The sequence below is a fragment of the Exiguobacterium sp. s46 genome, assembly GCF_018618875.1.
Classification (GTDB): Bacteria; Bacillota; Bacilli; order Exiguobacteriales; family Exiguobacteriaceae; genus Exiguobacterium_A; species Exiguobacterium_A abrahamii.
The window spans coordinates 228,258-252,733 of record NZ_JACSMY010000001.1; the positions used below are offsets into that span (position 1 = coordinate 228,258).

Below are 24,476 nucleotides of genomic sequence, written 5' to 3' on the forward strand. Positions count from 1 at the left end.
ATGAAACAATTCTTAAAGCGACAGGATGGATTCACCTTACTTGAGATGGCAGCCGTCTTATTGATCATTTCGTTATTACTGCTCGTTTTGATTCCAACGATGACAAGTGGAAAGGACCAGGCGAAAGGTGTCAGTTGTGAGGCGAACATTCGAGTCATTCGGTCAGAAGTAAACCTTTACTATGCCAAAGAGAAGAAGTACCCAGAATCGCTTCAGACGATCAATCGCGGAACAGCTGATAAACCGAATGCTCTTGTCTGTGATCAGGAGACGTATACGTATGATCCGAAGACTGGCGAACTTACGAAGTGAACGTGGATTTACCTTATTTGAGATGACGGCGGTGCTGACAATCATTGCTTGTTTACTTGTTTTTTTATTACCGGCACTGTTTGAGAAACGACCGGACTGGATTCCGCTTGAACAAGAGGTTCGTCTGATGGAACAAGATATTCAGACACTTCGACTGATGCAGTACTCAAAGCAAGATCAATCATTGATGCAGTTTCGATTTCGAGGAGACGGTACAGGATACCTTGTCCTTGCGGATGACCGGTTGTTATGGCAACGGACATTCCAAAATGGTCATACGTGTACCGTTCCACCCTCGAATCGCATCATCTATTTTAAAAGCTATCACTCGATTTATGCAGCGACTTGGTCTTGCCGTTCGGCAACAGCCGAATATGAAATCAAATTCTTACTTGGGAACTATCAAATGGCAATCCGTAAAGTGAGGTGAGAAGTATGCAGAACGAACGCCAAGCGGGCTTCTCTTTGCTTGAAGTGATGCTCTCGATCGTTGCAATCGGTATCTTTATGATGTTAGCGATTGATCCTTATCTCGATTTACGGACGAAACAAATGAAATGGGAACAAGAGACGGAACAGCTTGAGCAGATGGCTACGGATCAAGTTGAAAACCGAACAGCGTCCTATGTCCTGAAACAAGGAGCGTGGTGCAATGAAACGATGTGTCTTGCGAGCGGAATCCGGAATGACCCTTCTCGAACTCTCATTCGTCCTATGGCTGAGCCCACTTCTTCTGCTGGCAATCTTGACATTGACCCCACTCGTTCGTCCGCCGGAAGTCAACCGAATGAATGAAGAATTGTTCTTTCATACCGTGGAACGACTGATGTGGCGTAGTACGATGTGTGAGCGCGTCGGAGACGAGATTCGTGGAATGGACGTCAATCCGGGAGAGACGGCTGAAAAGTGGCGTCTCGTCCGTGTGCAAGATCAACTACGTCTCAAGAAAGAACAGGGAGGTGAACTGACATACGCCCGCGACGTCAAACACTATACCGTGACAGGGGATGCCGAGATTCTCTCGATTCAGTTGAACGACAGCAGACGTTCCTTCCGATGCGTCAGGAAGGATTCATCTTGATTCAAACGTTACTGTTACTTCTAGGAATGGGAGTCGTGCTCTTGATTTCTTGTCAGCAAATTGACGAAGAGATGCGGCATCATCAGTTAGAGCAAGAAGCCCTTCAACTCGAGTCTCTCATCCGAGCGGCGAAAGCAGATTGTACGAAGGACGAGACCCTCCACTACCCAATCGGACAAGTCAGCTGTACAGCGACCGATAAAGGCTTTAAAATGGAAGCGAGATTAGAGAATGGTCAAAGAATCGAGGCGGTCGTCACACATGAGTAAGGTTTATTTGATTGGGTTTATGGGAACTGGTAAAACAGCCGTCGGACATCGATTGGGTTCACAATACGAGGTCGACGAACTGGATGAACGGTTCGAACAGGAACATGGACAAACGATTACCGCTTTTTTCGCTGAGCATGGCGAAGCAGGGTTTCGTACACATGAAAGCGAATTGTTGAAGAGTAGCAATGCGGAAGTAATCGTCACAGGTGGCGGGATCGTCGAACGAGAAGAGAACCGACTGTACATGCAGGAGTCCGGAACAGTCGTCTGGATCGATACACCCTTTGATTTGATTTGGGAACGTATCGCCGCTGATCCGAATCGTCCACTCGTGACAGAACGGGAACAAGTGAGACGATTGTTTGAACGTCGCTATTCCTTATATGCTGGAGTAGCTACTGTCCGACTTGAAGGAACGGCATCAATCGAAGAATTAACGCGTGCGATTGAAACTGTATTGGAGGAGAAGTCATGATTTGGATTACGTTAAGTATTATTTTATTGGCTATCATAGGACTCGTGTTGTTCGGATTCAGTCTTTACAAAAAGAAGCTGTCTCAGGATATTCGGCAGTTAAAACAACTGATGGAGCGCTTTACGATTCGTCAGCAAACCTTGCAGACGAACATTGATCATACGACGCAGCGAATCGATCAAATCAAAGGGAATATCAATCGAATCACTGAAGAAGGAAATCGTGTGAAGCAAGGAGCGAGCCAATTGGTGACGGAAGGTCGTCGACTCCAGGAGGAAATCAAACGAACTGCCGGAATCAAACAATTTTGAAATGGCTTTCATGGGAAGAATATGAAACAATAGGAGAGAAGGGACAGGGTCCTTTCTCTCTTTTTCGTATGTTCCTTTTTCCGAATAATACTAGATAATTATGATTTTAATTGGTAAGATGGATTTGAAAATGGAACATTAAAGAGAAGAGAGAGTGAAAACGTTCGTAAATAGGGGGATTTGTATGAGTCAAACGACATTGAAAAGAACACCGTTATTCGAAACGGTTTCGCAAACCGGTAAGATGGTGGATTTTGCGGGATTTGAAATGCCAGTTTTGTTTTCCTCGATTAAAGAAGAACACGTTGCAGTAAGGGAGAACGTCGGCATGTTCGATGTCTCGCACATGGGAGAACTGTTCGTCAGCGGACCGGATGCTCTGACGTTTTTACAAGCTACATTATCGAACGATATTTCGAAGATTGCGGTGGGGCAAGCGCAATATAACGTCTTATGCCAAGAAGACGGTGGGACAGTGGATGATTTACTCGTCTATCGTTTGGCAGAAACGGACTATCTTCTCGTCGTCAATGCTTCGAACATTGAAAAAGACGAACAACATTTACGTCACTATCTAACAGGGGACGTCACGCTTGAGAATCAATCGGAACAATATGGTCAAATTGCGGTCCAAGGACCACGTGCGGAAGCCATCCTTTCCGGCATGACACCACTTGCTTTATCAGAGATCGGATTTTTCAAGTTCCAACGGGGGACGGTTGCAGGAGTGGAAATGATCGTCTCACGCAGTGGGTACACAGGGGAAGATGGATTCGAACTCTACATGGCAGCTGATGACGCACCTGCTGTCTGGCAAGCACTGCTTGAGCAAGGTGTCGTACCATGCGGGCTCGGGGCACGTGACACATTACGTTTTGAGGCATGTCTTCCACTTTACGGACATGAATTATCAGCAACGATTTCACCAATCGAAGCGGGAATGGGCTTTGCGGTCAAACCACAAGTCAAACCGTTCGTCGGTTCAGAGGTCTTGTTGCAACAGAAAGAACAAGGAGCACCGCGACGCTTGATCGGTCTTGAATTACTCGATAAAGGGATTGCGCGTCAAGATGCACCGGTTTGGCATGACGGGGAAGTCGTTGGTGTGGTGACGACAGGTACGTTGCCGCCGACAGTCGGAAAAGCGATTGCTTGGGCACTCGTTCCTGCAGAAGTAGCGGAACAAGAGCAATTTGAAGTGGAAGTACGCGGAAAACGTTTAGCAGCGAAACGAACAGCGACACCGTTTTATCGTCGCACGAAATAAGGGGGATATTTCTATGGATTTTCGTTATTTACCAATGACAGCAGAAGATGAGCAGGCGATGTTACAGACGATCGGTGCAGCATCGATCGAAGATTTACTTGCTGATATCCCGGCATCCGTCCGTGATAACGGTACATTGGAAGAAGTCGGTGTGCCACTTCCGGAAACGGACTTGATTCGGACGCTATCGAAGCTTGCCGACCAAAACATGAATACGAAACAATATCCATCGTTCCTTGGCGCAGGTATCTATGATCACTATGCACCTGCTGTCGTCAACCATATGTTACTGCGCTCAGAGTTTTACACTGCCTATACACCATATCAGCCAGAGATTTCGCAAGGTGAGCTACAAGCGATTTTTGAATTCCAATCGATGATTTGTGAATTGACAGGGATGGATGTCGCGAATTCTTCGATGTATGACGGGATCACGGCGTTAGCGGAAGCGGCCATGCTTGCGTGTGCCCATACGAAGAAAAAGACGATCGTTCTTTCGGACGGCGTTCACCCGGAAGCACACGATGTCGTTCGGACGTATGCGAACGGTCCAGGACTAAACGTCGAGACATTATCGCTTGAGCAAGGTGTCACACGGATCGATCAACTCGATGCCATCGAAGACGTCGCCTGTGTCATCGTGCAGTATCCGAACTTCTACGGTCGTGTCGAAGAACTACAAGCATTGGCCGATGCGACACATGCACGTGGTGCGCTCTTCATCGTCTCTGCGAATCCACTGGCACTCGGTATCTTAGAAGCGCCAGGTAAACTTGGCGCTGACATTACGATCGGAGATTGCCAACCGTTCGGAATTCCACAAAGCTTTGGTGGACCGACATGTGGTTATTTCACGACGACAAAAGCGTTGATGCGTAAGATTCCGGGACGTCTCGTTGGACAGACCGTCGATGAGAATGGGAAACGCGGTTTCGTTCTGACGTTACAAGCACGTGAACAACACATTCGCCGTGACAAGGCGACATCTAACATCTGTTCGAACCAAGCGTTAAATGCACTCGCTGCTTCGATCGCGATGAGTGCACTCGGAAAACGGGGTATCCGGGAACTCGCGACACGCAACTTGCAAACGGCACATGCCTTAAAACAAAAGCTGAAACAGGCTGGCTTTACGATCGTTGACGATGGACCGAGCTTCAATGAATTCGTCGTTACGCTACCAATCGACGCGACACGTGCGAGTCAACAATTGCTCGATCACGGAATCATCGGCGGTTTACCGTTAGGATCGTATGACGCGGCACGTCAAAATGAAATGCTTGTTTGTGCAACGGAATTACGGACGAATGAAGAGTTGGATCAATTCGTGACAGCGTTAGGGGGACTCACACATGAATGAGCAAACATTGATCTTTGAAATTTCTAAACCGGGTCGTATCGCCTATAGCTTACCGTTACCGACTGTCGATGAGGTGGCAGTAGAAGAATTGTTACCGACCTCGATGTTACGGAAGGAAGACGTGGCGCTACCGGAAGTATCTGAACTGGATCTCGTCCGTCACTATACGGCACTCTCGAACCGTAACCATGGTGTGGATTCTGGATTCTATCCACTCGGATCATGTACGATGAAATACAATCCGAAAATCAATGAAGATATGGCACGCCTCCCTGGGTTTGCACACATTCACCCGCTTCAACCAGTCGAAAGTGTCCAAGGGGCACTCAGTTTGATGTATGATCTGCAAGAGAAACTCGCAGTCATCACAGGAATGGATGAAGTGACGCTTCAGCCGGCGGCGGGAGCACACGGTGAATGGACAGGCTTGATGTTGATTAAGGCCTACCATCATGCACGTGGTGACTTTAAACGGACGAAAGTCCTCGTACCGGACTCGGCACACGGAACGAACCCCGCATCGGCATCTGTCGCTGGATTTGATACCGTGACGGTCTTATCGGATGAACGTGGTCTCGTTGATTTAGCGGACTTAAAGAAAAAAGTCGGTGACGATACAGCGGCACTCATGTTGACGAATCCAAACACGCTCGGTTTATTTGAGTCGGATATCGTCGAAATCGCCAAAGCGGTTCATGAGGCAGGCGGAAAACTGTACTACGATGGTGCGAACTCGAATGCGATCATGGGCATCGCTCGACCAGGGGACATGGGCTTTGATGTCGTCCACTTGAACTTGCATAAGACGTTCACAGGACCGCACGGTGGCGGCGGACCAGGATCGGGTCCAGTAGGGGTCAAACAAGATTTGATTCCGTATTTACCGAAACCAATCGTCCGCAAAGAGGAAGAGCGTTATGTCCTCGACTACGATCGTCCGGAAGCAATCGGTCGTGTCAAACCATTCTACGGTAACTTCGGCATCAATGTTCGTGCCTATAGCTATATTCGGACGATGGGTGGAGCAGGTCTTGCTCGCGTCTCGAAAGAAGCGGTCTTGAATGCGAACTATATGTTGGCTCGTCTCAAAGGTGCGTATGACGCGCCATACGACGTCTATTGCAAGCACGAATTCGTCTTGTCGGGTAAACGTCAAAAAGCACTAGGTGTCCGGACGCTTGACATCGCTAAACGTCTGCTTGACTTTGGATACCATCCACCAACGATCTACTTCCCGTTGAACGTCGAGGAGTGTATCATGATCGAACCGACGGAAACAGAGTCGAAAGAAACACTCGATGCCTTCTGTGATGCGATGCTCCAGATTGCAAAAGAGGTCGAAGAGACACCGGATGTCGTCTTGAACGCACCACACACGACGGTCGTCAAACGGATGGACGAGACACTTGCTGCTCGAAAACCAGTCTTACGCTACGAACCAAAACAAGAAGTACACGCATAAGCTGTTTCATAAAAAAGAGGACCTCTCCGACGAAGGAGAGATCCTCTTTTTGCGATGAACGAAGCATTAGCTCCGTTTGATTTTTCCTGACCACTGCTTGAATCCGCCTTTTAACTGATACAGATTCGTATAGCCTGCTTTTTTCAAGACTTTTGCAGCCTGTGAAGAACGCATGCTACCTTGACAATACAAGTAAATCGGCATGTCTTTTCGTAATTCCTTCGAGCGCATCTTCATTTGGCTGACCGGGATGTTACGGGCACCGACGATGTGTCCACCTTTGAATTCCTGTGTTTCGCGAACATCGACGATTTGTGCTTTACGGTAGTTCGCACGGAATTCTTCTTGCGACAATTTCGTGATGCCTTTGACCGGCATGAAACGCCAAGCGATGTAGGCGATCAGCGCGACCCATAATACGATCGTAATGATAGTTCCAGTTTCCATATTCGACTTCCAACCCCTTCGTTCGTTTAACCTCTGTTTCATTATAGTCAACGAAATCGATTTCGGCAATCGACTCGTGATTGCGCGACCGAGAATGGGTTTGATACACTAAGACGGAAACGTTTTGGGGGTGCTCAAGTGAACAGAGAGTGGCAAGTGTTGACGACGCCGGCGATGGAGCCGGCAATGAACATGGCAATCGATGAAGCATTGATTCAGTTCGTCGGGCGGGGGGAGATCGCACCGACGCTTCGTTTTTACTCATGGGAACCACGTGGATTAAGCGTTGGTCATTTTCAACGGGCAACCCGTGATATCGATCGAGAGCGGATTGCAGAACTCGGGATTCCGATCGTGCGTCGGATGACAGGAGGGCGCGCTGTCTTGCATGCAGACGAGTTGACATACAGTGTCGTCATCCCGGAAGATACAGAAGGTTTACCACGCACGGTCATCGAAAGTTATCGGATGTTGACGGAAGGGATTCGCAAAGGATACCATCACCTCGGCATTCCGGTCGAATTTTCCGTTCCGTTGACGGAAGAGGAAAAAGAAGAATTACGGAAGCCGAAATCAGCCGTCTGTTTTGATGCAGCATCGTATTATGAACTCGCTGTCGGAAAACGGAAAGTCGCAGGAAGTGCACAAGTCCGCCATCAAGGCGTTGTCTTACAGCACGGTTCGGTCCCACTCTCTGTCGATGAAGGTGAATTGTTTGATTGTTTCTTGTATGATGATGAGTCGATGCGCGAGCGAATGAAAGCGCGTTTTTCAGGAAAAGCTGTCGCTTTAAATGAGCTAGCAGGTCGCGCTGTCGCATTTGACGAGGTACGAGAAGCGTTCACGAAAGGCTTCGAAGAGGCGCTTGATTTGTCGTTCGTTCCGTTGACGTTCACGAGTGAGCAGTGGCAGGAGATTGAGCGTCTTGCCGAGAAATACCGTAGTGATGAGTGGAACTGGAAACGCTAATGAATGAAATGGGAAGGTGATGTCGTGCCAACTCCGAGTATGGAAGATTATTTGGAACAAATTTATAAACTGATTGAAGATAAGGGATATGCCCGCGTATCGGATATAGCGGAGTCGTTAGGAGTTCACCCGTCATCGGTAACGAAGATGGTTCAAAAACTCGACCGGGAGACGTACCTTGTTTACGAAAAGTATCGGGGTCTCATGCTGACACCTAAAGGACGCAAAATCGGAAAGCGTCTCGTGGAACGACACGCCTTACTTGAAGATTTTCTTCGTCTCGTTGGTGTGGATGAAGAACTGATTTATAAGGATGTCGAAGGAATCGAGCATCATATTAGTATCGAAGCGTTGGATAAGATTAACGGAATGATTCAGTTCTTTGCGGAACGTCCTGGTTTGAAAGAGGAACTGCATCGCTATCAACAAGCCCATCCAGAGGATTGAGGCTTGTTTTTTTATAGTTCCTTGCTAAAAAAGTTCTCAAACACGAACGATCCATTACATTTTTATGATAAAGTGCGCATTTTAAGTTAGATATGCTATACTGAGCCTGAAAATGGACGAAGGGGGTGGCGGGTGTTCGCACCTTGTCATGGAAATCACGATTAAAGAAAAATTAGTGTCGGAGTCACAACTGAAAGAAAAGGTTCGTGAATTAGCACAACAGATCGAAGTGGATGCGGCTGGGCGTCAAATCGTTCTCGTCGTCGTGTTGAAAGGGTCGATGGTCTTTGCTGCGGATTTGATGCGCGAAATCAAAGGAAGCGTTCAAATTGATACAGTCGCGTGCTCTTCTTACGGAACAAAGACCGTCTCTTCCGGGCGTGTTCAGTTGAAGAAAGATCTCGATCTTGATGTTCAAGGGAAATATGTCGTCGTCATCGAAGATATCATCGACACAGGGAGGACGCTCCATTTCTTATGTGATCACATGAAATTGCATCAACCCGGAGTTCTCAAAGTATGTACATTGCTTGATAAACCGGCACGTCGTGAAGTAAAACTCGACGCAGACTATGTCGGTTTCGAGATTCCGGATTACTTCGTTGTTGGGTACGGAATCGATTGTGCGGAGGAATATCGCAATCTACCGTATATCGGTTGGGTCGAAACGGATTGAACACGAAAAAAGGAGGTTCGTCGCATGACGAATCTCCTTTTTAATGTACTTCTGAAATTAAAAAGCACGTTTTTTCTTTTTGCCTTTTTTTCCTTCGATAACTGTCAGATGAGGCGCTTTTGAACGATCGCGCAACGGTCTGACTTTATTCGATGCCGGCGCTTTTGAGGATTTGACCGGTTTTTTCTTAAAGTCTGTCCGGCGAACAGAATTCGAAGAGCCATGCATTTTTTTTGATTGAGCGACGGATTTTCGGTACTGAGCATTTGCGCCCGTTCCGACGCTTCGATTACGAGTCAGGAACTTAAAGAGCAAGAAGATGATCCCGGCGGTAATCCCGAAGAACAGCAATTGTGAAAACAGACTACTTGGATTATTGACGAGTTTATATCCGAAGCCGACAAAAGCGAACAGTAACACGACGAGTGCAAATGTAGAACCAATGCGTTGTCTGATCATAATATCACCCCTGTTATCGATTAACCCAGTGCATTCTCATGTAGGTTATGTTCCTGTTTTTCCAATGCTTCAAACGCATAAATCGCAACCTCGATCTGTGCATCGTCCGGTTCTTTCGTCGTCAAGTATTGTAACCATAGGCCAGGCAAGGCGATGACGCGAAGTCCTTTGATGTGCTGCGCTTTATTCGTCAGCTGTAACACTTCAAATGAAAGACCGATGACGACCGGTAATAAGGCGATCCGGCAGACGAGACGCAACCAAAGCGGATCCGTTGGCACGATCAGATAGACGAAAAATCCGACGATGACGGTGAAGATCAAGAAACTCGAGCCGCAACGGTAATGAAGACGACTGCTGACGCGAACGTTTTCGACCGTGAGTGGGCGTCCTGATTCGACGCAGTTGATGACCTTATGCTCTGCACCGTGATATTGAAAGAGTCGTTTGACGAGCGGAGTCAATGAAATCACGTAGAGGTAACTGAACAAAAGCGTTAATTTGATTGTTGCTTCGATGACATTTTGAATGACATGTCCCGATAAAGCAGGGATCACATCGAATAATGATGCAAGGAAAGCAGGTAGTAACGTAAAGAGTAATTTACCGAAAAAGAATGATAGGATCCCGACTACAGCTACGCCGAGCCATTTCGTCAAGGGGCTGGCAGTCGTTTCTTCCGGCTCTTCTTCACCAGGTTTGACACCGTATCGGTCACTTGCGAAGTTCATATGACTGGCGCCATTCGCTGAGGACTCCATTAAAGCAAACAAGCCACGCAGAAGTGGGATTTTTTTACCTTTAGCGATTCGTGGTCGAACCGGCTTTTGTTGGGCGAACGTCTCGATCGACTCATCATTTCGACGAATCGCAGAGACCGCGTGGGTCGCATTTTGGAACATGACGCCTTCGACGATGGCTTGACCACCGACCGGCGGATTAGTCGTTTTCATAATAGAACGCATCCCGTCTTCATTAAAATTAGGTGTATCGTCAGTGTACTTGATTTACGACAAAAAAACTATGTTCGACTCGTCAAAACGAGGTAATCTTTAGGAGTCGGAAATCGGGTTATGATACAATGAAAAGGAATTCGAGGAGGTGTTTTTTTGCGTGTCTTGATATTAAACGGACCAAACTTGAATTTACTCGGATCACGCGAACCGGATACATATGGAACGGCGACATTAGCCGACTTAGAACACGACCTTCGCACTTATTTTCCGAACATTCAGTTTCGGTTTGAACAATCGAACCATGAAGGACGACTGATTGATGTTCTTCACGAGGAACGGGGAGCGGACGGCATCGTCTTCAATGCGGCTGCCTACACGCATACGAGTATCGCGTTACGTGACGCGATTGCTGCAATCGAAGCGCCCGTCATCGAGGTCCATCTATCGAATGTCCATGCACGTGAATCCTTCCGGCATCATTCGATGATCGCACCCGTCTGCCAAGGTGTCATCGCTGGACTTGGCATGACGGGATATCGTCTGGCAACGGAGGCACTCCAAGCTTTACAACAATCGGAACAAGGGGGAAATCAATCATGAAACAACGGATCGAGGCGTTACAAGCAGCTTTAAAGGAACGGGACCTTCCAGGATTACTCGTCACGAAGGCAGAGAATATTCGTTACATTTCCGGCTTCACGGGCTCAAGTGGTGCATGTCTCGTAACAGAAGAGCAAGCGTACTTCGTGACGGATTTCCGTTACACGGAGCAAGCGGCAGACCAAGTTAAAGGAATGGAGATCGTCCAAATCGAACGGTCGATTCCAGAGACGATGGGCGAATTGATGGCAGGAGCGCGTGTTCGCGCGGTTGGTGTCGAAAAGGATGCGATGACACTCGGTGCTTTTGAAGCATACGATCAAGCTTCGGCAATCGAGCTTGTTCCGACGACAGGAATCATTGAAAACCTACGCTTGATTAAGGATTCGTCAGAGATTAAGATGATTAAGGAAGCGGTGGAGCTCGCAGACGCGACCTTCCAACACATCTTGACGTACATTCAACCAGGACGAACGGAACTTGAAGTATCAAATGAACTAGAATTCTTCATGCGTAAGCATGGAGCGACGTCTTCTTCTTTCGATACGATCGTGGCATCGGGCTATCGTTCTGCCTTGCCGCACGGTGTTGCCAGCTCGAAGGTCATTGCGACGGGTGAACTCGTCACGCTTGATTTCGGAGCGCTCTTGAACGGTTATGTTTCAGATATCACACGGACTGTCGCAGTCGGTCCGATCAATGCCGAGTTGCAGAAAATCTACGATACGGTCTTACAAGCGCAACTAGCGGGTGTTGACGGCTTAAAACCAGGCATCACTGGGATCGAAGCGGACGCGTTGACACGTGATATCATCAAAGAAGCAGGTTACGGTGAGTACTTCGGTCACTCGACGGGACACGGTATTGGTCTAGAAGTACATGAAGGACCTGGCTTGTCGTTCCGCTCTGAGACGAAACTTGAACCAGGCATGATCGTTACGGTCGAACCAGGTATCTACGTGCCGCAAGTTGGCGGATGCCGGATTGAAGATGACGTCTTGATCACGGAAACAGGTCGAGAAATTCTTTCGTCTTCACCAAAAGAACTGATCACTCTCTAATTCAGAGTGACGGGACATTTTAGGAGGAACCATTCATGGTATCAGTAAACGATTTAAAAACAGGATTAACGATTAAGACTTCAGACGGTATGATTTGGCAAGTACTTGAATTCCAACATGTTAAACCAGGTAAAGGGGCAGCTTTCGTTCGGACGAAAATGCGTAACATCCGTAACGGAAACATCCAAGAGATGACATTCCGTGGTGGTGAGCGTGTCGAGCGTGCACACATCGAGCGTAACAAGATGCAATACCTTTACCCAATGGGCGAGACTTACGTCTTCATGGACACAGAATCGTATGAGCAATTGGAATTGACGACGGCACAAGTCGAAGCAGCTCTTCCATACTTGCTTGAAAACATGGAAGTTCAAATCGCGGTTTACAACGGCGAAATCCTCGGTCTTGAATTGCCGAACACAGTCGTCATGACGATCGTTGAAGCAGAGCCTGGCGTTAAGGGTGATACAGCTTCGAACGTCAAGAAAAATGCGACAGTGGAGACAGGTCATATCATTCAAGTACCACTCTTCATCGAAGCAGGCGAAAAAGTAACGGTTGATACACGTACAGGTGATTTCACAGGTCGTTACAACGGATAATATTGAAACGACAAGACGTCTCTCACCTTCTATCAGGTCGAGAGACGTCTTTTTTCATTCAGCTTGACTTGCATCCAATGGTATGACCAGTTAATATAAGTATTTGAGTAGGCATTAGCACCTGGTATAATAATTGTGAATACAGCATAGATGGGGGAAGAATGACAGATGAAAATCGATCAGTTGAAACAAGTACTCGAAATGCTCGATCAGTCGAGTGTAAATGAACTCTCACTCGAGACGGATACGTATAAATTAAAGTTGAAGAAACAAGGAGAAACAGTGACAGTCTCGCACCAAGCACCTGCTGCTCCAGTGGCGGCACCTGCTCCTGTGAAGCAAGCGGCAGCACCAGTCGAGGAAGAGGCGACTACGGATGATACGGTCACGATCAATGCCTTGATGGTCGGAACGTTCTATTCGCGTCCGAATCCAGATAAACCGGCATACGTCAAAGTCGGTGATCAGATTGAAGTAGGTCAAATCGTTTGTGTCCTTGAAGCAATGAAACTCTTCAATAACTTAAACTCGGAAGTATCTGGAACAGTCGTCGAGATTCTTGTCGCCGATGGAGATCTCGTTGAATTCGGTCAACCACTCTTCCGGATCCGTCCGTAAACGGGGGTGAACAGCATGGAAAAATTATTGATTGCCAACCGTGGAGAAATCGCCGTCCGTATCATTCGAGCGGCAAAGGAACTTGGAATACAGACCGTTGCTGTCTACTCGACGGCGGATAAGGAAGCCTTACACGTTCGTTTAGCCGATGAGGCGTACTGCATCGGTGAGGCGAGTTCTGCTTCATCCTACTTAAACGTTACGAATATCCTTGCGATCGCAACGAACCGTCAAGTGACGATGATCCATCCGGGTTATGGTTTCTTAGCCGAGAACGTCGATTTTGCTGAGATGTGTGAAGCATGCGGGATCAAGTTCGTTGGTCCGACGTCGGATGCGATCCGTCAGATGGGAATCAAGGACGTTGCGAAGAAAACGATGATCGAGTGTGGTGTGCCTGTCGTACCTGGTTCAGATGGAACGGTCACGGACGAAGAAGCGGTCGCACTGGCGCAAGAAATTGGTTATCCGGTCATCATCAAAGCAACAGCAGGTGGTGGAGGTAAAGGGATTCGGGTCGCTCGTTCGGAAGAAGAGCTGATCAACGGGCTAAGTGAGACACGCCGTGAAGCAAAACAAGCTTTCGGAAACGGGGATGTCTATTTAGAACGTTTCATCGAAGAATTCCGCCATGTCGAGGTACAGGTCCTCGCTGACCGTCACGGGAATGTCATTCACCTCGGTGAACGGGATTGTACCGTCCAGCGTCGGATGCAGAAACTGATCGAGGAAGCGCCATCACCTGCGGTCAGTGAAGCGACACGATTAAAAATGGGCGAGGCTGCCGTAAAAGCCGCAAAAGCGATTCAATACACGGGAGCTGGAACGATCGAATTCATCTTCGTCGAAGAGACGGAAGAGTTCTTCTTCATGGAGATGAACACGCGCATTCAAGTCGAACACCCGGTAACGGAGATGATCACTGGATTCGACCTCGTTCAAGCACAATTGCAAGTCGCGCTCGATCATCCGCTTGCCGTCAAACAAAAGGATATCAAGTTCCACGGTCATTCGATCGAATGCCGAATCAATGCCGAGGATCCAGATCATGATTTCCGTCCGTCTGCTGGACGCGTCACACAATACGTGACACCAGGCGGAATGGGCGTACGTATCGATAGCGCAGTCTATCCGGGGTACATGATTCCACCGTACTATGACTCGATGGTCGCGAAGTTGATCGTCCATGCGGAAACACGGGAAGAAGCATGTGCGAAGATGGAACGTGCACTGGCTGAATTTTGGATCGAAGGTGTCAAGACGACGATCCCGTTCCACGAACGTGTTCTCAGTCACCCGGTATTCCGGCGTGGGACGTTCACGACGAAATTCGCAGAGCGTGAGCTAAAAGGTACGATCGTTAACTGAATCAGGACGGGAGTTTGTGCGACGAACTCCCGTCTTTTTTTGGCGTTCTCTATGTTTTTTAAAAGAGGAATGTGCTAAACTAACTGATTGAGAACGACAAAAAAAGGAGCACGCAAAATCATGATGAAACGACACATGGCACGCGAACTCGCAGTCCAGTCTTTGTTCCAAATGGAGCTTTCGGATCTGACTGCACAAGAGGCCATTGAATTCGCGGTAGAAGGTAAGGAATATGACACATTCGTCGAGCAATTGGTGAACGGTGTCGAAACGAACAAAGCAACGATTGACCAACACATCCGAGAAGCACTGGTCAACTGGTCATTCGAACGACTCGGAAACATCGAGCGGACGATTCTTCGCTTAGCCGTCTACGAATTATTATTCGAAACGAACATTCCAGTTCGAGTGACGATCAACGAAGCGATTGAATTGACGAAGGCGTTCGCTGACGAAGAAGCGACAAAAATCGTGAACGGTGTTCTCGGTAAGGTCGCACAAGGCGTCGTCAAAGAAAATTCATAAACTTGTAAAACCGAATAGAGACAAACAGACAGAAGAGTGAATCGAACTTTTTGGGGGAGTGGACAAATCATGGCAGTAGTAATCGATGGAAAACAGGTAGCCCATTCATATCGTATGAAGCTGAAAGAAGAAGTCGCACGTCTGAAAGAACAGCGGATTCAACCGCAATTGACTGTCATCCTGATTGGCGAAGATCCTGCTAGTCAGTCCTATGTACGTGGTAAAGAAAAGGCGGCGAAGGAAATCGGCATGGATTCGGAGTTAATCCGACTTCCGGCAGAAACAACGGAATCAGAGCTTCTTCACTTGATCGACCGTCTGAACGTTGATGCGAGTGTCCATGGGATTCTCGTCCAATTGCCGTTGCCTGACCACATTGATGAGAGTAAGGTCATTTTTGCGATTTCTCCTGAAAAGGACGTCGATGGTTTTCATCCTGTCTCTGTCGGGAAAATGATGATTGGTGAACCAACATTTTTACCGTGTACACCAAACGGCATTCTTCATCTCGTCAAAGAGATGAACATACCGATTGCTGGTCAACACGTCGTTGTCGTCGGTCGTAGCCAAATCGTCGGTAAACCCGTCGGTATGTTGTTCTTGAATGAATCGGCTACCGTTTCCTATTGTCATTCCAAGACAAAAGATCTCGGTGCGATGACGCGTCAAGCGGATATCTTGATCGTCGCAGTCGGCGTACCGAAGCTGATTACGGCGGATATGGTGAAACCGGATGCTGTCGTCATTGACGTTGGTGTCAACCGTGTCGATGGCAAACTCGTCGGTGATGTCGAGTTTGATACGGTACAAGACGTTGCATCGATGATTACACCTGTTCCGGGTGGCGTTGGTCCGATGACGATCACGATGCTACTGCATAACACGATCGAGGCTGCGCGATGAGCGAACCTCTTCACGTTTCCGATTTAGTCCACTATGTCAAACGTGAACTAGAAGGCGACGCCCTTCTGCAACAAGTCCAGGTGGTGGGAGAAGTGTCGAACTTTAAACGACACTCTTCCGGTCACCTTTATTTTACGTTGAAGGACGAGCAGTCACGGATGAAAGCCGTCATGTTTGCCCGGGATGCGAGTCGAGTCAAAGCAGACGTTCGCGATGGAATGCGTGTCGTCGTCACCGCGCGCTTATCCGTTTACGTCTCTTCTGGAGAGATGCAACTCTATGTCGAACGGATGACGGAAGATGGTGTAGGAGCGCTATATGAGGCGTTCTCACGCTTGAAGGTGGATCTTGAAGAGCGTGGCTGGTTTGATCCAGCCATCAAACAATCGTTGCCAGCGTTTCCCGAGCGAATCGGGATCATCACGTCGCCAAAAGGAGCAGCGCTTCATGATATCGCAACGACACTCCGGCGCCGTTATCCGCAAGCGGCCATCGTCTTCGCCCCGGTCCTTGTACAGGGAGTGGACGCGGCACCACAAATCAGTCGTGCCATTCAGCTGATGAATGAGCATGATGCCTGTGATGTATTGATTATTGGTCGTGGTGGTGGTTCGATTGAGGAGCTGTGGGCATTCAATGAGATGTCTGTCGTGACAGCCGTGTTTGAATCACGCATTCCGATCGTCTCTGCCGTCGGTCACGAAACGGATTTTACGATCAGTGATTTCGTCGCCGACGTTCGTGCTGCTACACCAACGGCAGCGGCAGAACTCGTCACTCCGGAAGCAGAGGCACTATCTCGACGGGTGCAGGATGTGGAGCGTCGTTTAGAACGAACGTATGCACAACTTCTCAAAAGTAAGCAGGAGCAAGTGACACGGCTTGCTGCGAGCTACGGTCTGAAATCACCACGCGTCCTACTCGGACTGAAGCAGGAACAATTGGACCGAGCAGAGATGGCACTCCAAAAGGAGATCAAGCAAGTAGTAGCGCAACACCAGCAACAGGTGGAGCGTCTTGACACACGCTTAATGCGTGTGCCGATGCGGGATCGCTTCGTGCAACAACGGGCGACGATTGAACAATCACGACGTCGACTCGAAATCGTTCGTCGATTTTTACAATCGAAGCAACAACAGGTGCGTCATGTGCTCGCGCGACTCGACTCCGTCAGTCCGACGCATGTTCTGATGCGCGGCTATACGTATGTCGAACAGGATGGACAAATTGTCCGTTCCGCGAAGGCATTGACAGCGTCTTCGTTCGATATCCGATTCCATGATGGAACGATTCGTGCTAAACGAGAGGATGGGGAGTAAGAATGGAGACGGAACAATCTTTTGAAGAAGCACTGGAACGATTAGAAGAAATCGTCACGTTACTCGAAGAGGGCGAAGCTCCTCTTGAACAAGCGATGGCTCTATATGAAGAAGGCGTCAAACTGACGGCTCTTTGCCAAGGAAAGTTATCCGTTGCTGAGAAAAAACTCGATCAAATCCTGGAGCAAGATGGTACGCTTCGGGAAAAAGGAGGAGCGCAATGATTGCTTTGAATGAGTGGAAGACACAAGTCGAAAACAAAATGGAAGAGTTCATGGAGCGACTCGACGCACCGGATCGTTTACGCGATTCGATGCGGTATTCACTCGATGCGGGTGGTAAACGAATTCGCCCAGCCTTGATTTATGCGGTACTCGATGCTTTTTCCATCGATCGTTCAAAAGGTGACGCGACTGCTGCGGCACTTGAGATGATTCATACATACTCACTGATTCACGATGACCTTCCAGCAATGGATGATGATGATCTGCGTCGAGGGCGTCCGACGAATCATATCGCTTTTGATGAAGCGACAGCGATTTTAGCAGGAGATGCCTTGCTCACGAACGCCTTCAGCTGTCTTCTTGAGACACCAGCTTCGCCGGAAGTGAAGCTTGCTCTTGTCGAACAGTTGGCAACAGCAGCGGGCGCTACGGGTATGGTCGGTGGTCAGCTCGACGATATGCTCGGTGAGCGTGGCGGCATCAATGACGTAGCGGAGCTTGAATCGATTCATCGTCGGAAAACAGGAGCACTCCTCGTCTTTGCAGTCGAAGCGGGTGGTTTGCTTGCTTCGGTCAGCTCGACGGATCTTGAGCACTTGAAGCAATACGGTCGCCATCTCGGAATCGCATTCCAAATCCAAGATGACATCTTGGACGTAACAGGAGATGCTGAAAAAATCGGCAAACCGGTCGGTAGCGACGAAGGGAACGAAAAAGCAACGTATCCAAAATTACTGGGTCTTGAAGGAGCGAAACGCGCACTGACAGCTCAGGTGGAAGCAGCGGAACAAGCGATTGATGCATTATCAGTCGAAGCGACGACACTTAAGGAACTGCTCGACTTCGTGGTCAAGCGCGACCATTAAGCAGGACGACGCATCTGCGTCGTCTTTTTCTATGCTGACAATGGCGCTCGATAGATTGTTCTAGTACAATGTAGGGTACAAACCCTATAAGATTGTAAGGAAAAGAGGCGGTAAGGTATGAAATTGACAGAAATACAGGATCCGTCATTTTTAAAGCGTATGTCGGTCTCCGAACTCGAAGTACTCGCAGGCGATATTCGACGCTTTTTGATTGAAGAATTAGCGACGACAGGTGGACACTTGGCACCGAACCTCGGTGTCGTCGAGTTGACGCTTGCGTTGCATCGTGAATTCGACAGTCCGAATGACAAGTTCGTCTGGGATGTCGGGCACCAAGCATACGTGCATAAGATTTTGACAGGACGTGCGAGCCAGTTTGATACGCTCCGTCAGCACAAAGGACTCTGTGGGTTCCCGAAACGCAATGAGAGTGTGCATGACGTCTGGGAGACAGGACACAGCTCGACGTCCTTGTCAGCAGCAATGGGGATTGCTGTTTCGAACGAACTGAGCGGTAAGAGTGATCGTGCAGTCGCGATCATTGGTGACGGTGCTTTGACAGGTGGTATGGCACTCGAAGCATTGAATCATATTGGAGCAGAACAACAAAACGTCATCGTCATCTTGAACGATAACGAGATGTCGATTGCACCAAACGTTGGGGCGATGCATCAAATGCTTGGACGAATTCGTTCATCACGTAAAGTGCGTTTTGCCCAAGACGAGCTTGAAACGTTGATCAAAAAGATTCCGGTCATTGGCGGACGTCTTGAAAAAGGAAGCGAGAAGTTGAAGGAAGCTGTTAAAGGCGCACTTGTTCCTGGCATGTTCTTTGAAGAGCTCGGCTTCAACTATTATGGTCCAGTCGATGGGCACGATCTTGATGATTTAATCGAACAGCTCAATTACGTGAAAAAAGAAGAAGGTCCTGTCCTGCTTCATGTCATCACGAAAAAAGGGAAAGGCTATCGTCCGGCAGAGTTCGATGGTGTCGGCACATGGCATGGTCTTGGACCGTACAAGATGGAGTCTGGCGAAGTCATCAAAGGGAAATCAAAAGCACCTAGTTACTCCTTTACGGTAGCGGATACTTTAACAAAGATGGCACGCGATGATGAAAAGCTGACGTTGATTACGCCAGCGATGAGCGTCGGTTCAAAACTCGATTGTTTTGAAAAAGAATTCCCAGAGCGGATGTTTGACGTCGGGATTGCAGAACAACATGCTGTGACGTTCGCAGCTGGTCAAGCGACGCAAGGCATGAAACCTGTCGTATCGATCTACTCGACCTTCTTCCAACGTGCATACGATCAGCTTGTTCACGACGTGGCTCGTCAAAATCTAGATGTGACGTTTACGATTGACCGGTCAGGTCTGGTTGGTGCAGATGGTGAGACACACCAAGGGGTCTTCGATATCGCTTTCATGCGTCACGTACCGAACATTCGAATCGTCATGGCGAAGGATGAGAACGAACTGCAACACTTGCTTTATTCAGCCGTCAAATATGAAGGACCAATCGCCGTTCGTTTCCCACGTGGAGAAGGCATCGGTGTACCAATGGACGAGACACTGCATGAAATTTCGCTTGATACATGGGAAGTCGAACGCGAAGGAACGGACGTCGCGATCCTTGCATTCGGACCACAAGTACAAGATGCACTCAAAATCGCGGATCTCCTAGCAGACGAACTGTCGGTTCGTGTCATCAATGCTCGGACGATCAAACCGCTTGACGAGAAGATGCTGAATGCCCTTTACGCAGAAGGCATTCCACTCGTGACGCTCGAAGAAGCCGTCTTAAAAGGTGGATTCGGATCAGCTGTCCTTGAGCATGCGAACGAGCAGGAAGCATTCCCACGCGTCAAACGCTTCGGTATTCCGGATTGGTATATCGAGCACGGCGGTGTCAACGAATTACTTGAAGAAATCGGATTATTACCTGGACAAATCGCAGAAGAAGTACGCGCTTTCGTCAATCAAGGAAAGAAACAGAGTGTGTGACGATTCATGGAAAATGTAAAAAAAATCCGCCTCGACGTTCTTCTCGTCGAGCGCGGTTTGTTTGAAACGCGTGAAAAAGCGAAACGATCGATCATGGCTGGACTTGTCTTTAGCGGAACGGAACGATTAGAGAAGGCTGGTGAGAAGGTCAAGTCGGACATCGACCTGCATGTTAAAGGTCAGTTGATGCCTTATGTCGGTCGTGGAGGCTTCAAGATGGAAAAGGCACTTCAAGTATTCGATTTCGATGTCGCTGGTAAAACAGGTCTCGATATTGGATCGTCAACAGGTGGCTTTACCGATTGCTCCTTACAAAATGGAGCAGCGCATATGTATGCGCTTGATGTCGGTTCTAATCAGCTGGACTGGAAGCTTCGTTCGGATGATCGTGTGACGGTGATGGAGAAAACGAACTTTCGGCACGCAACACCAGATATGTTCCCTGTTGCGCCACAGTTTGCGACGATTGATGTCTCATTCATCTCGTTACGGTTGATGCTTCCACCTCTGAAGACGATCCTCGTCGAAGGAGGAGATGTCATGGCGCTCGTCAAACCGCAATTCGAAGCGGGGCGTGATGATATCGGTAAAAAAGGCATCGTGCGGGATGAACGGATTCATGTCCGCGTCCTCGATGAGATGGTTGAATTCTTCATTCAACAAGGGTTCTATGTGAAACAGCTCGACTATTCGCCGATTACCGGTGGAGAGGGGAACATCGAGTTCTTATTGCATGCGCGCCTTGGTCAACCAGGACTTGATCCATCTGTCCATGCGACAGAGACAGTCAAGCAAGCACATGCTAGTCTTTAAACGAACAGATGAAAACGAGGACGGATCCGGTTCATGGGTCCGTCCTCATTGTTGTTCGGAGCGACGAAAACCGTATAATAAAATGGCAAACGTGGACTTTTAATGATTTATTGGATTACAATAGTAACATCGAAGAATACTGTGAGGTGCAGGAATGACAAAGGGGCAACGGTTGATTAAGATTCGGGAGATCATCACCCAGTCGGAAGTAGAAACCCAAGATGAATTGGTAGAGGAATTACGGAATGCAGGATATAAGGTGACACAGGCAACGGTATCACGAGATATCAAGGAACTTCATCTCGTTAAGGTTCCGTTGAATGATGGACGTTATAAATACAGCTTACCCGCCGACCAACGCTTCAACCCACTCGGGAAATTGCGGCGTCTGCTCGGTGACAGCTTCATCTCGATTGATTCTGCTCAAAATCTGATTGTCATGCATGTCCTGCCGGGAAATGCGAACGCAGTCGCCGTCTTACTGGACCATTTGAGCTGGAACGAACTGCTTGGCACGGTGTGTGGGGACGATACGATCCTATTGATCGCACGAAGTGAGGAACAAGCGAAAGAAGTGACCGAACGAATTTTAGAAATGCTGTAAGGAGTTGACAGGATGCTAGCTGAATTATCGATCAAACAATTTGCGATCATTGACGAGCTACAGATCGACTTTAAAAAAGGAATGACCGTCTTGACTGGGGAAACAGGTGCCGGTAAATCGATCGTTCTCGACGCGATCGGTTTATTGATTGGTGGACGTGGATCCGCGGAATTCGTTCGATACGGGGAAGATCGGGCGGAACTAGAAGGATTGTTTCTGATTGAAGACGACCATCTCGTCTATGGTCTTGCAGAAGAGTATGGTATCGATATCGAAGATGGATTGATCATCTTACGACGTGATCTGTTCGCGACCGGGAAAAGTGTCTGTCGCGTCAACAATAAGCTGGTCACACTGACGATCTTACGTGAGTTCGGGCGTGTCCTCGTCGACATGCACGGGCAACATGAACATCAGCATTTAATGGACAGTACGTATCATCAAGCGATTCTCGATGACTTCGCGCAAGAGACGATTGCGCCGCTCCTTCAAGCCTATCAATCCGGTTATCAAGCGTATGAAGAAAAACGGACGGCGCTGCAATCGCTCGCGCAAAGTGAGCAAGAACTCGCTCAACGGATCGATCTACTATCGTTTCAGACAGAAGAGATTGAAGGCGCAAAACTTCGAGCACATGAGGAAGATGAGTTGCTCGTCGAACGAAATCGTCTCGCGAATTTCGAGAAGTTATATGCATCGTTAAAGACAGCGTATGATGCTTTGCATGATGAGATGCGCGGCATCGACTCTGTTGGAGACGCGATGCGTGAATTACAGCAAGCATCAAGCATCGATGAACAGTTTTCGCAGCAGAGTGACGCGATCGCAAGCGCTTTTTATGGACTGGAAGAAGTCGGGTATGCGATTCGAGATCAACTCGAAACACTTGAGTTTGATTCCAATCGACTCGATGAGATCGAACAACGTCTATCGGTCTTTCAACAGCTGAAACGAAAATACGGGGCGACAATCGAGGAAGTCATCGCGTATGGGGAGAAGATTCGAGTTGAACTCGATACGATGACGAATCGAGATGAACGGATTGAACGATTAAAAGCCGAAGTCGAACAGCTCGAAGGCGAATTGTTTGATATAGGTGGTCGACTCTCGCAACAGCGTCGAAAAGCGGCAGTTCAATTAAGCGAAGCGATTCATCTGGAGTTGCGTGAGCTCTACATGGAGAAAGCACGGTTTGAAATTCGTTTTCTTCAAGACGGGAAGACACCGATGCTACGCAAGAACGGGATCGACCAAGTAGAGTTCTTCATCATGACGAATGCGGGAGAGCCATTCAAGTCGCTCGGAAAAGTCGCATCGGGCGGGGAGTTATCTCGTATCATGCTCGGACTGAAGTCAATCTTCTCGCGCTCGGTTGGAGTCGCTTCGATCATTTTCGATGAAGTCGATACAGGAGTATCGGGTCGTGTCGCACAAGCGATGGCTGAAAAAATCTATCGTTTGTCAGTAGACGGACAAGTACTTTGTATTACGCACTTACCGCAAGTCGCTTCGATGGCTGATCAACATCTCTATATTCGGAAGATTGAAGAGACGGATCGTACGACGACACAGGTCAATGTCTTGTCTCAGTCAGACCGAGGAAACGAACTTGGACGGATGATTTCCGGTGCACATATGACGGATTTGACGTTACGCCATGCCGAGGAATTGATGGATCAGGCGAAGACGATGAAAGAATCGCTTAAAAATGGGGTGTAAGGATTGATTAAAGTCGGGATAGCAGATGATAATCGCGAAATGGTCGAACTGATTCGCCAGCATATCTCTGCGCAAGAAGACATGGAAGTCGTTTGCGTCGCCTACAATGGCGAGAGTTGTCTCGAACGCATGAAAGAACACGAAGTGGATGTATTGCTCCTCGACATCATCATGCCTCATTTAGATGGGCTTGGTGTTCTCGAAGAATTGATGAAGAAAAAGAAGAACCCTGCTGTCATCATGTTGAGTGCCTTCGGTAAAGACGAGGTCTCGCAACAGGCGGTCACCCTCGGAGCATCGTACTTCTTACTTAAACCGTTCAGCATGGATCAGCTCGTTCAAAAAATTCGTCTCGTGACGAATCAAGGACAAGCACCGATCGTCGAAACGATTGATTTAAAAGTCGGTACGACACTTCGAGAAGTGGGGATTGCTCCGCATATTAAAGGCTTCACGTATTTGAAGGACGCTGTCTTAATGGTGCTTGAACGGGAAGATTTACTCGGATTGATCACAAAGGAACTCTATCCGACGATCGCGAAGAAACACCAAACGACGGCTTCTCGTGTCGAACGAGCGATGCGTCACGCCATCAAGTCCGCCTGGAACGAAGGGATGCAACAGCACGAGCTCTTCAATGGCCGAATCGAACAAGAGAAAAGTCCGAAGAACTCGGAATTCATCTCGTATGTTTCGAGTCATATGAATCAAGAACAATCTGGTTAAAGGAAACACACCGTCTGAATGATAGACGGT

The 24,476-nt window shown here is 48.3% G+C and carries 31 protein-coding genes; 28 read left to right on the forward strand and 3 right to left on the reverse strand.

Annotated features, from left to right (window positions below):
• From KNQ08_RS01165 to gcvPB, 10 genes are all read left to right on the forward strand, one after another.
• Entirely contained in the window at positions 1 to 312 is a 312-nt protein-coding gene (locus KNQ08_RS01165; RefSeq protein WP_023467559.1) for a competence type IV pilus major pilin ComGC, read from the forward strand.
• A complete protein-coding gene (locus KNQ08_RS01170) occupies positions 281 to 742 on the forward strand; it encodes a type II secretion system protein (RefSeq protein ID WP_149426968.1) in 462 nt (153 codons plus the stop codon). The genes KNQ08_RS01165 and KNQ08_RS01170 overlap by 32 nt, the downstream gene beginning before the upstream one ends.
• A gap of 5 nt (positions 743 to 747) precedes the next feature.
• Complete coding sequence (locus KNQ08_RS01175; protein WP_064300292.1) at positions 748 to 1,107, forward strand: type II secretion system protein; 360 nt, start codon at positions 748 to 750, stop codon at positions 1,105 to 1,107.
• Positions 998 to 1,393: a hypothetical protein gene (locus KNQ08_RS01180; RefSeq protein WP_230088813.1), complete on the forward strand. Its 396-nt coding sequence runs from the start codon at positions 998 to 1,000 to the stop codon at positions 1,391 to 1,393. The genes KNQ08_RS01175 and KNQ08_RS01180 overlap by 110 nt, the downstream gene beginning before the upstream one ends.
• Positions 1,390 to 1,662, forward strand: a complete 273-nt coding sequence (locus tag KNQ08_RS01185; protein WP_231884698.1) for a hypothetical protein — start codon at positions 1,390 to 1,392, stop codon at positions 1,660 to 1,662. The genes KNQ08_RS01180 and KNQ08_RS01185 overlap by 4 nt, the downstream gene beginning before the upstream one ends.
• Positions 1,655 to 2,140, forward strand: coding sequence for a shikimate kinase (locus KNQ08_RS01190; protein WP_214769076.1), 486 nt, complete (start codon positions 1,655 to 1,657; stop codon positions 2,138 to 2,140). The genes KNQ08_RS01185 and KNQ08_RS01190 overlap by 8 nt, the downstream gene beginning before the upstream one ends.
• Positions 2,137 to 2,451: a hypothetical protein gene (locus KNQ08_RS01195; protein ID WP_149426970.1), complete on the forward strand. Its 315-nt coding sequence runs from the start codon at positions 2,137 to 2,139 to the stop codon at positions 2,449 to 2,451. The genes KNQ08_RS01190 and KNQ08_RS01195 overlap by 4 nt, the downstream gene beginning before the upstream one ends.
• A gap of 184 nt (positions 2,452 to 2,635) precedes the next feature.
• Complete coding sequence (gcvT, locus tag KNQ08_RS01200) at positions 2,636 to 3,718, forward strand: glycine cleavage system aminomethyltransferase GcvT (protein ID WP_214804411.1); 1,083 nt, start codon at positions 2,636 to 2,638, stop codon at positions 3,716 to 3,718.
• Positions 3,719 to 3,731: 13 nt separating this feature from the next.
• Entirely contained in the window at positions 3,732 to 5,078 is a 1,347-nt protein-coding gene (gene gcvPA / locus KNQ08_RS01205) for an aminomethyl-transferring glycine dehydrogenase subunit GcvPA (protein WP_023467567.1), read from the forward strand.
• The gene (gene gcvPB / locus KNQ08_RS01210; protein WP_214769083.1) at positions 5,071 to 6,540 is read left to right on the forward strand and encodes an aminomethyl-transferring glycine dehydrogenase subunit GcvPB; all 1,470 of its coding nucleotides are present in this window, start codon (positions 5,071 to 5,073) and stop codon (positions 6,538 to 6,540) included. The genes gcvPA and gcvPB overlap by 8 nt, the downstream gene beginning before the upstream one ends.
• Before the next feature lie 66 nt (positions 6,541 to 6,606).
• Here gcvPB and KNQ08_RS01215 read toward each other — a convergent pair whose 3' ends face one another.
• The gene (locus KNQ08_RS01215) at positions 6,607 to 6,987 is read right to left on the reverse strand and encodes a rhodanese-like domain-containing protein (RefSeq protein WP_023467569.1); all 381 of its coding nucleotides are present in this window, start codon (positions 6,985 to 6,987) and stop codon (positions 6,607 to 6,609) included.
• Between the two features lie 138 nt (positions 6,988 to 7,125).
• On the opposite strand from KNQ08_RS01215, the gene KNQ08_RS01220 reads away from it, so the two are divergent.
• From KNQ08_RS01220 to hpt, 3 genes are all read left to right on the forward strand, one after another.
• A complete protein-coding gene (locus KNQ08_RS01220; RefSeq protein ID WP_214769085.1) occupies positions 7,126 to 7,956 on the forward strand; it encodes a lipoate--protein ligase family protein in 831 nt (276 codons plus the stop codon).
• A 24-nt stretch (positions 7,957 to 7,980) separates the two neighbouring features.
• Complete coding sequence (mntR, locus tag KNQ08_RS01225; RefSeq protein ID WP_035398709.1) at positions 7,981 to 8,403, forward strand: transcriptional regulator MntR; 423 nt, start codon at positions 7,981 to 7,983, stop codon at positions 8,401 to 8,403.
• Between the two features lie 148 nt (positions 8,404 to 8,551).
• Positions 8,552 to 9,079 carry a hypoxanthine phosphoribosyltransferase gene (gene hpt / locus KNQ08_RS01230; protein WP_064300287.1) on the forward strand — a complete coding sequence of 176 codons (528 nt, stop codon included), beginning with the start codon at positions 8,552 to 8,554 and terminating at the stop codon, positions 9,077 to 9,079.
• 57 nt (positions 9,080 to 9,136) lie between these two features.
• On the opposite strand, the gene KNQ08_RS01235 is transcribed toward hpt, so the two are convergent.
• Positions 9,137 to 9,538, reverse strand: a complete 402-nt coding sequence (locus tag KNQ08_RS01235; RefSeq protein WP_023467573.1) for an SA1362 family protein — start codon at positions 9,536 to 9,538, stop codon at positions 9,137 to 9,139.
• Positions 9,539 to 9,558: 20 nt separating this feature from the next.
• Positions 9,559 to 10,491 carry a DUF1385 domain-containing protein gene (locus tag KNQ08_RS01240; RefSeq protein ID WP_133207977.1) on the reverse strand — a complete coding sequence of 311 codons (933 nt, stop codon included), beginning with the start codon at positions 10,489 to 10,491 and terminating at the stop codon, positions 9,559 to 9,561.
• Between the two features lie 156 nt (positions 10,492 to 10,647).
• Between KNQ08_RS01240 and aroQ the strand changes: the two genes are divergently transcribed.
• From aroQ to spo0A, 15 genes are all read left to right on the forward strand, one after another.
• Positions 10,648 to 11,094: a type II 3-dehydroquinate dehydratase gene (gene aroQ / locus KNQ08_RS01245; RefSeq protein ID WP_214804413.1), complete on the forward strand. Its 447-nt coding sequence runs from the start codon at positions 10,648 to 10,650 to the stop codon at positions 11,092 to 11,094.
• On the forward strand, positions 11,091 to 12,155 hold the full coding sequence (locus KNQ08_RS01250) for a M24 family metallopeptidase (RefSeq protein WP_023467576.1): 1,065 nt from the start codon (positions 11,091 to 11,093) through the stop codon (positions 12,153 to 12,155). Before aroQ ends, KNQ08_RS01250 begins: the two co-directional genes overlap by 4 nt.
• Before the next feature lie 35 nt (positions 12,156 to 12,190).
• On the forward strand, positions 12,191 to 12,757 hold the full coding sequence (efp, locus tag KNQ08_RS01255) for an elongation factor P (RefSeq protein WP_023467577.1): 567 nt from the start codon (positions 12,191 to 12,193) through the stop codon (positions 12,755 to 12,757).
• 168 nt (positions 12,758 to 12,925) lie between these two features.
• Positions 12,926 to 13,375, forward strand: a complete 450-nt coding sequence (gene accB / locus KNQ08_RS01260; protein WP_058704313.1) for an acetyl-CoA carboxylase biotin carboxyl carrier protein — start codon at positions 12,926 to 12,928, stop codon at positions 13,373 to 13,375.
• Positions 13,376 to 13,390: 15 nt separating this feature from the next.
• On the forward strand, positions 13,391 to 14,743 hold the full coding sequence (gene accC, locus KNQ08_RS01265) for an acetyl-CoA carboxylase biotin carboxylase subunit (RefSeq protein ID WP_035409099.1): 1,353 nt from the start codon (positions 13,391 to 13,393) through the stop codon (positions 14,741 to 14,743).
• Positions 14,744 to 14,863: 120 nt separating this feature from the next.
• Positions 14,864 to 15,268 (forward strand): transcription antitermination factor NusB, encoded by a 405-nt coding sequence (gene nusB, locus KNQ08_RS01270; RefSeq protein ID WP_023467580.1) that lies wholly within the window; start codon positions 14,864 to 14,866, stop codon positions 15,266 to 15,268.
• Between the two features lie 69 nt (positions 15,269 to 15,337).
• Positions 15,338 to 16,171: a bifunctional methylenetetrahydrofolate dehydrogenase/methenyltetrahydrofolate cyclohydrolase FolD gene (folD, locus tag KNQ08_RS01275; RefSeq protein WP_214804414.1), complete on the forward strand. Its 834-nt coding sequence runs from the start codon at positions 15,338 to 15,340 to the stop codon at positions 16,169 to 16,171.
• Positions 16,168 to 17,490, forward strand: coding sequence for an exodeoxyribonuclease VII large subunit (xseA, locus tag KNQ08_RS01280; protein ID WP_214804416.1), 1,323 nt, complete (start codon positions 16,168 to 16,170; stop codon positions 17,488 to 17,490). The genes folD and xseA overlap by 4 nt, the downstream gene beginning before the upstream one ends.
• A 2-nt stretch (positions 17,491 to 17,492) precedes the next feature.
• Positions 17,493 to 17,714 carry an exodeoxyribonuclease VII small subunit gene (gene xseB / locus KNQ08_RS01285; RefSeq protein WP_023467583.1) on the forward strand — a complete coding sequence of 74 codons (222 nt, stop codon included), beginning with the start codon at positions 17,493 to 17,495 and terminating at the stop codon, positions 17,712 to 17,714.
• Positions 17,711 to 18,580 carry a polyprenyl synthetase family protein gene (locus KNQ08_RS01290; protein ID WP_050678408.1) on the forward strand — a complete coding sequence of 290 codons (870 nt, stop codon included), beginning with the start codon at positions 17,711 to 17,713 and terminating at the stop codon, positions 18,578 to 18,580. Before xseB ends, KNQ08_RS01290 begins: the two co-directional genes overlap by 4 nt.
• A gap of 117 nt (positions 18,581 to 18,697) precedes the next feature.
• Positions 18,698 to 20,584 (forward strand): 1-deoxy-D-xylulose-5-phosphate synthase, encoded by a 1,887-nt coding sequence (dxs, locus tag KNQ08_RS01295; protein WP_023467585.1) that lies wholly within the window; start codon positions 18,698 to 18,700, stop codon positions 20,582 to 20,584.
• 6 nt (positions 20,585 to 20,590) lie between these two features.
• Positions 20,591 to 21,397: a TlyA family RNA methyltransferase gene (locus tag KNQ08_RS01300; RefSeq protein WP_029341099.1), complete on the forward strand. Its 807-nt coding sequence runs from the start codon at positions 20,591 to 20,593 to the stop codon at positions 21,395 to 21,397.
• A gap of 154 nt (positions 21,398 to 21,551) precedes the next feature.
• Positions 21,552 to 22,001, forward strand: a complete 450-nt coding sequence (ahrC, locus tag KNQ08_RS01305; protein ID WP_023467586.1) for a transcriptional regulator AhrC/ArgR — start codon at positions 21,552 to 21,554, stop codon at positions 21,999 to 22,001.
• 12 nt (positions 22,002 to 22,013) lie between these two features.
• The gene (recN, locus tag KNQ08_RS01310) at positions 22,014 to 23,720 is read left to right on the forward strand and encodes a DNA repair protein RecN (RefSeq protein ID WP_029341101.1); all 1,707 of its coding nucleotides are present in this window, start codon (positions 22,014 to 22,016) and stop codon (positions 23,718 to 23,720) included.
• A 3-nt stretch (positions 23,721 to 23,723) separates the two neighbouring features.
• Entirely contained in the window at positions 23,724 to 24,446 is a 723-nt protein-coding gene (gene spo0A, locus KNQ08_RS01315; RefSeq protein WP_035398295.1) for a sporulation transcription factor Spo0A, read from the forward strand.
• Positions 24,447 to 24,476 lie beyond the last annotated feature (30 nt).

What these genes read in the sequence shown, in the direction of transcription:
- KNQ08_RS01165 (WP_023467559.1), top strand. Translation starts at nt 1, where the DNA reads ATGAAACAATTCTTAAAGCGACAGGATGGATTCACCTTACTTGAGATG.
- KNQ08_RS01170 (WP_149426968.1), top strand. Translation starts at nt 281, where the DNA reads ATGATCCGAAGACTGGCGAACTTACGAAGTGAACGTGGATTTACCTTA.
- KNQ08_RS01175 (WP_064300292.1), top strand. Translation starts at nt 748, where the DNA reads ATGCAGAACGAACGCCAAGCGGGCTTCTCTTTGCTTGAAGTGATGCTC.
- KNQ08_RS01180 (WP_230088813.1), top strand. Translation starts at nt 998, where the DNA reads ATGACCCTTCTCGAACTCTCATTCGTCCTATGGCTGAGCCCACTTCTT.
- KNQ08_RS01190 (WP_214769076.1), top strand. Translation starts at nt 1,655, where the DNA reads ATGAGTAAGGTTTATTTGATTGGGTTTATGGGAACTGGTAAAACAGCC.
- KNQ08_RS01195 (WP_149426970.1), top strand. Translation starts at nt 2,137, where the DNA reads ATGATTTGGATTACGTTAAGTATTATTTTATTGGCTATCATAGGACTC.
- gcvT (WP_214804411.1), top strand. Translation starts at nt 2,636, where the DNA reads ATGAGTCAAACGACATTGAAAAGAACACCGTTATTCGAAACGGTTTCG.
- gcvPA (WP_023467567.1), top strand. Translation starts at nt 3,732, where the DNA reads ATGGATTTTCGTTATTTACCAATGACAGCAGAAGATGAGCAGGCGATG.
- gcvPB (WP_214769083.1), top strand. Translation starts at nt 5,071, where the DNA reads ATGAATGAGCAAACATTGATCTTTGAAATTTCTAAACCGGGTCGTATC.
- KNQ08_RS01215 (WP_023467569.1), bottom strand. Translation starts at nt 6,987, where the DNA reads ATGGAAACTGGAACTATCATTACGATCGTATTATGGGTCGCGCTGATC.
- hpt (WP_064300287.1), top strand. Translation starts at nt 8,552, where the DNA reads ATGGAAATCACGATTAAAGAAAAATTAGTGTCGGAGTCACAACTGAAA.
- KNQ08_RS01235 (WP_023467573.1), bottom strand. Translation starts at nt 9,538, where the DNA reads ATGATCAGACAACGCATTGGTTCTACATTTGCACTCGTCGTGTTACTG.
- KNQ08_RS01240 (WP_133207977.1), bottom strand. Translation starts at nt 10,491, where the DNA reads ATGAAAACGACTAATCCGCCGGTCGGTGGTCAAGCCATCGTCGAAGGC.
- KNQ08_RS01250 (WP_023467576.1), top strand. Translation starts at nt 11,091, where the DNA reads ATGAAACAACGGATCGAGGCGTTACAAGCAGCTTTAAAGGAACGGGAC.
- efp (WP_023467577.1), top strand. Translation starts at nt 12,191, where the DNA reads ATGGTATCAGTAAACGATTTAAAAACAGGATTAACGATTAAGACTTCA.
- accB (WP_058704313.1), top strand. Translation starts at nt 12,926, where the DNA reads ATGAAAATCGATCAGTTGAAACAAGTACTCGAAATGCTCGATCAGTCG.
- accC (WP_035409099.1), top strand. Translation starts at nt 13,391, where the DNA reads ATGGAAAAATTATTGATTGCCAACCGTGGAGAAATCGCCGTCCGTATC.
- nusB (WP_023467580.1), top strand. Translation starts at nt 14,864, where the DNA reads ATGATGAAACGACACATGGCACGCGAACTCGCAGTCCAGTCTTTGTTC.
- folD (WP_214804414.1), top strand. Translation starts at nt 15,338, where the DNA reads ATGGCAGTAGTAATCGATGGAAAACAGGTAGCCCATTCATATCGTATG.
- xseA (WP_214804416.1), top strand. Translation starts at nt 16,168, where the DNA reads ATGAGCGAACCTCTTCACGTTTCCGATTTAGTCCACTATGTCAAACGT.
- xseB (WP_023467583.1), top strand. Translation starts at nt 17,493, where the DNA reads ATGGAGACGGAACAATCTTTTGAAGAAGCACTGGAACGATTAGAAGAA.
- KNQ08_RS01290 (WP_050678408.1), top strand. Translation starts at nt 17,711, where the DNA reads ATGATTGCTTTGAATGAGTGGAAGACACAAGTCGAAAACAAAATGGAA.
- dxs (WP_023467585.1), top strand. Translation starts at nt 18,698, where the DNA reads ATGAAATTGACAGAAATACAGGATCCGTCATTTTTAAAGCGTATGTCG.
- KNQ08_RS01300 (WP_029341099.1), top strand. Translation starts at nt 20,591, where the DNA reads ATGGAAAATGTAAAAAAAATCCGCCTCGACGTTCTTCTCGTCGAGCGC.
- ahrC (WP_023467586.1), top strand. Translation starts at nt 21,552, where the DNA reads ATGACAAAGGGGCAACGGTTGATTAAGATTCGGGAGATCATCACCCAG.
- recN (WP_029341101.1), top strand. Translation starts at nt 22,014, where the DNA reads ATGCTAGCTGAATTATCGATCAAACAATTTGCGATCATTGACGAGCTA.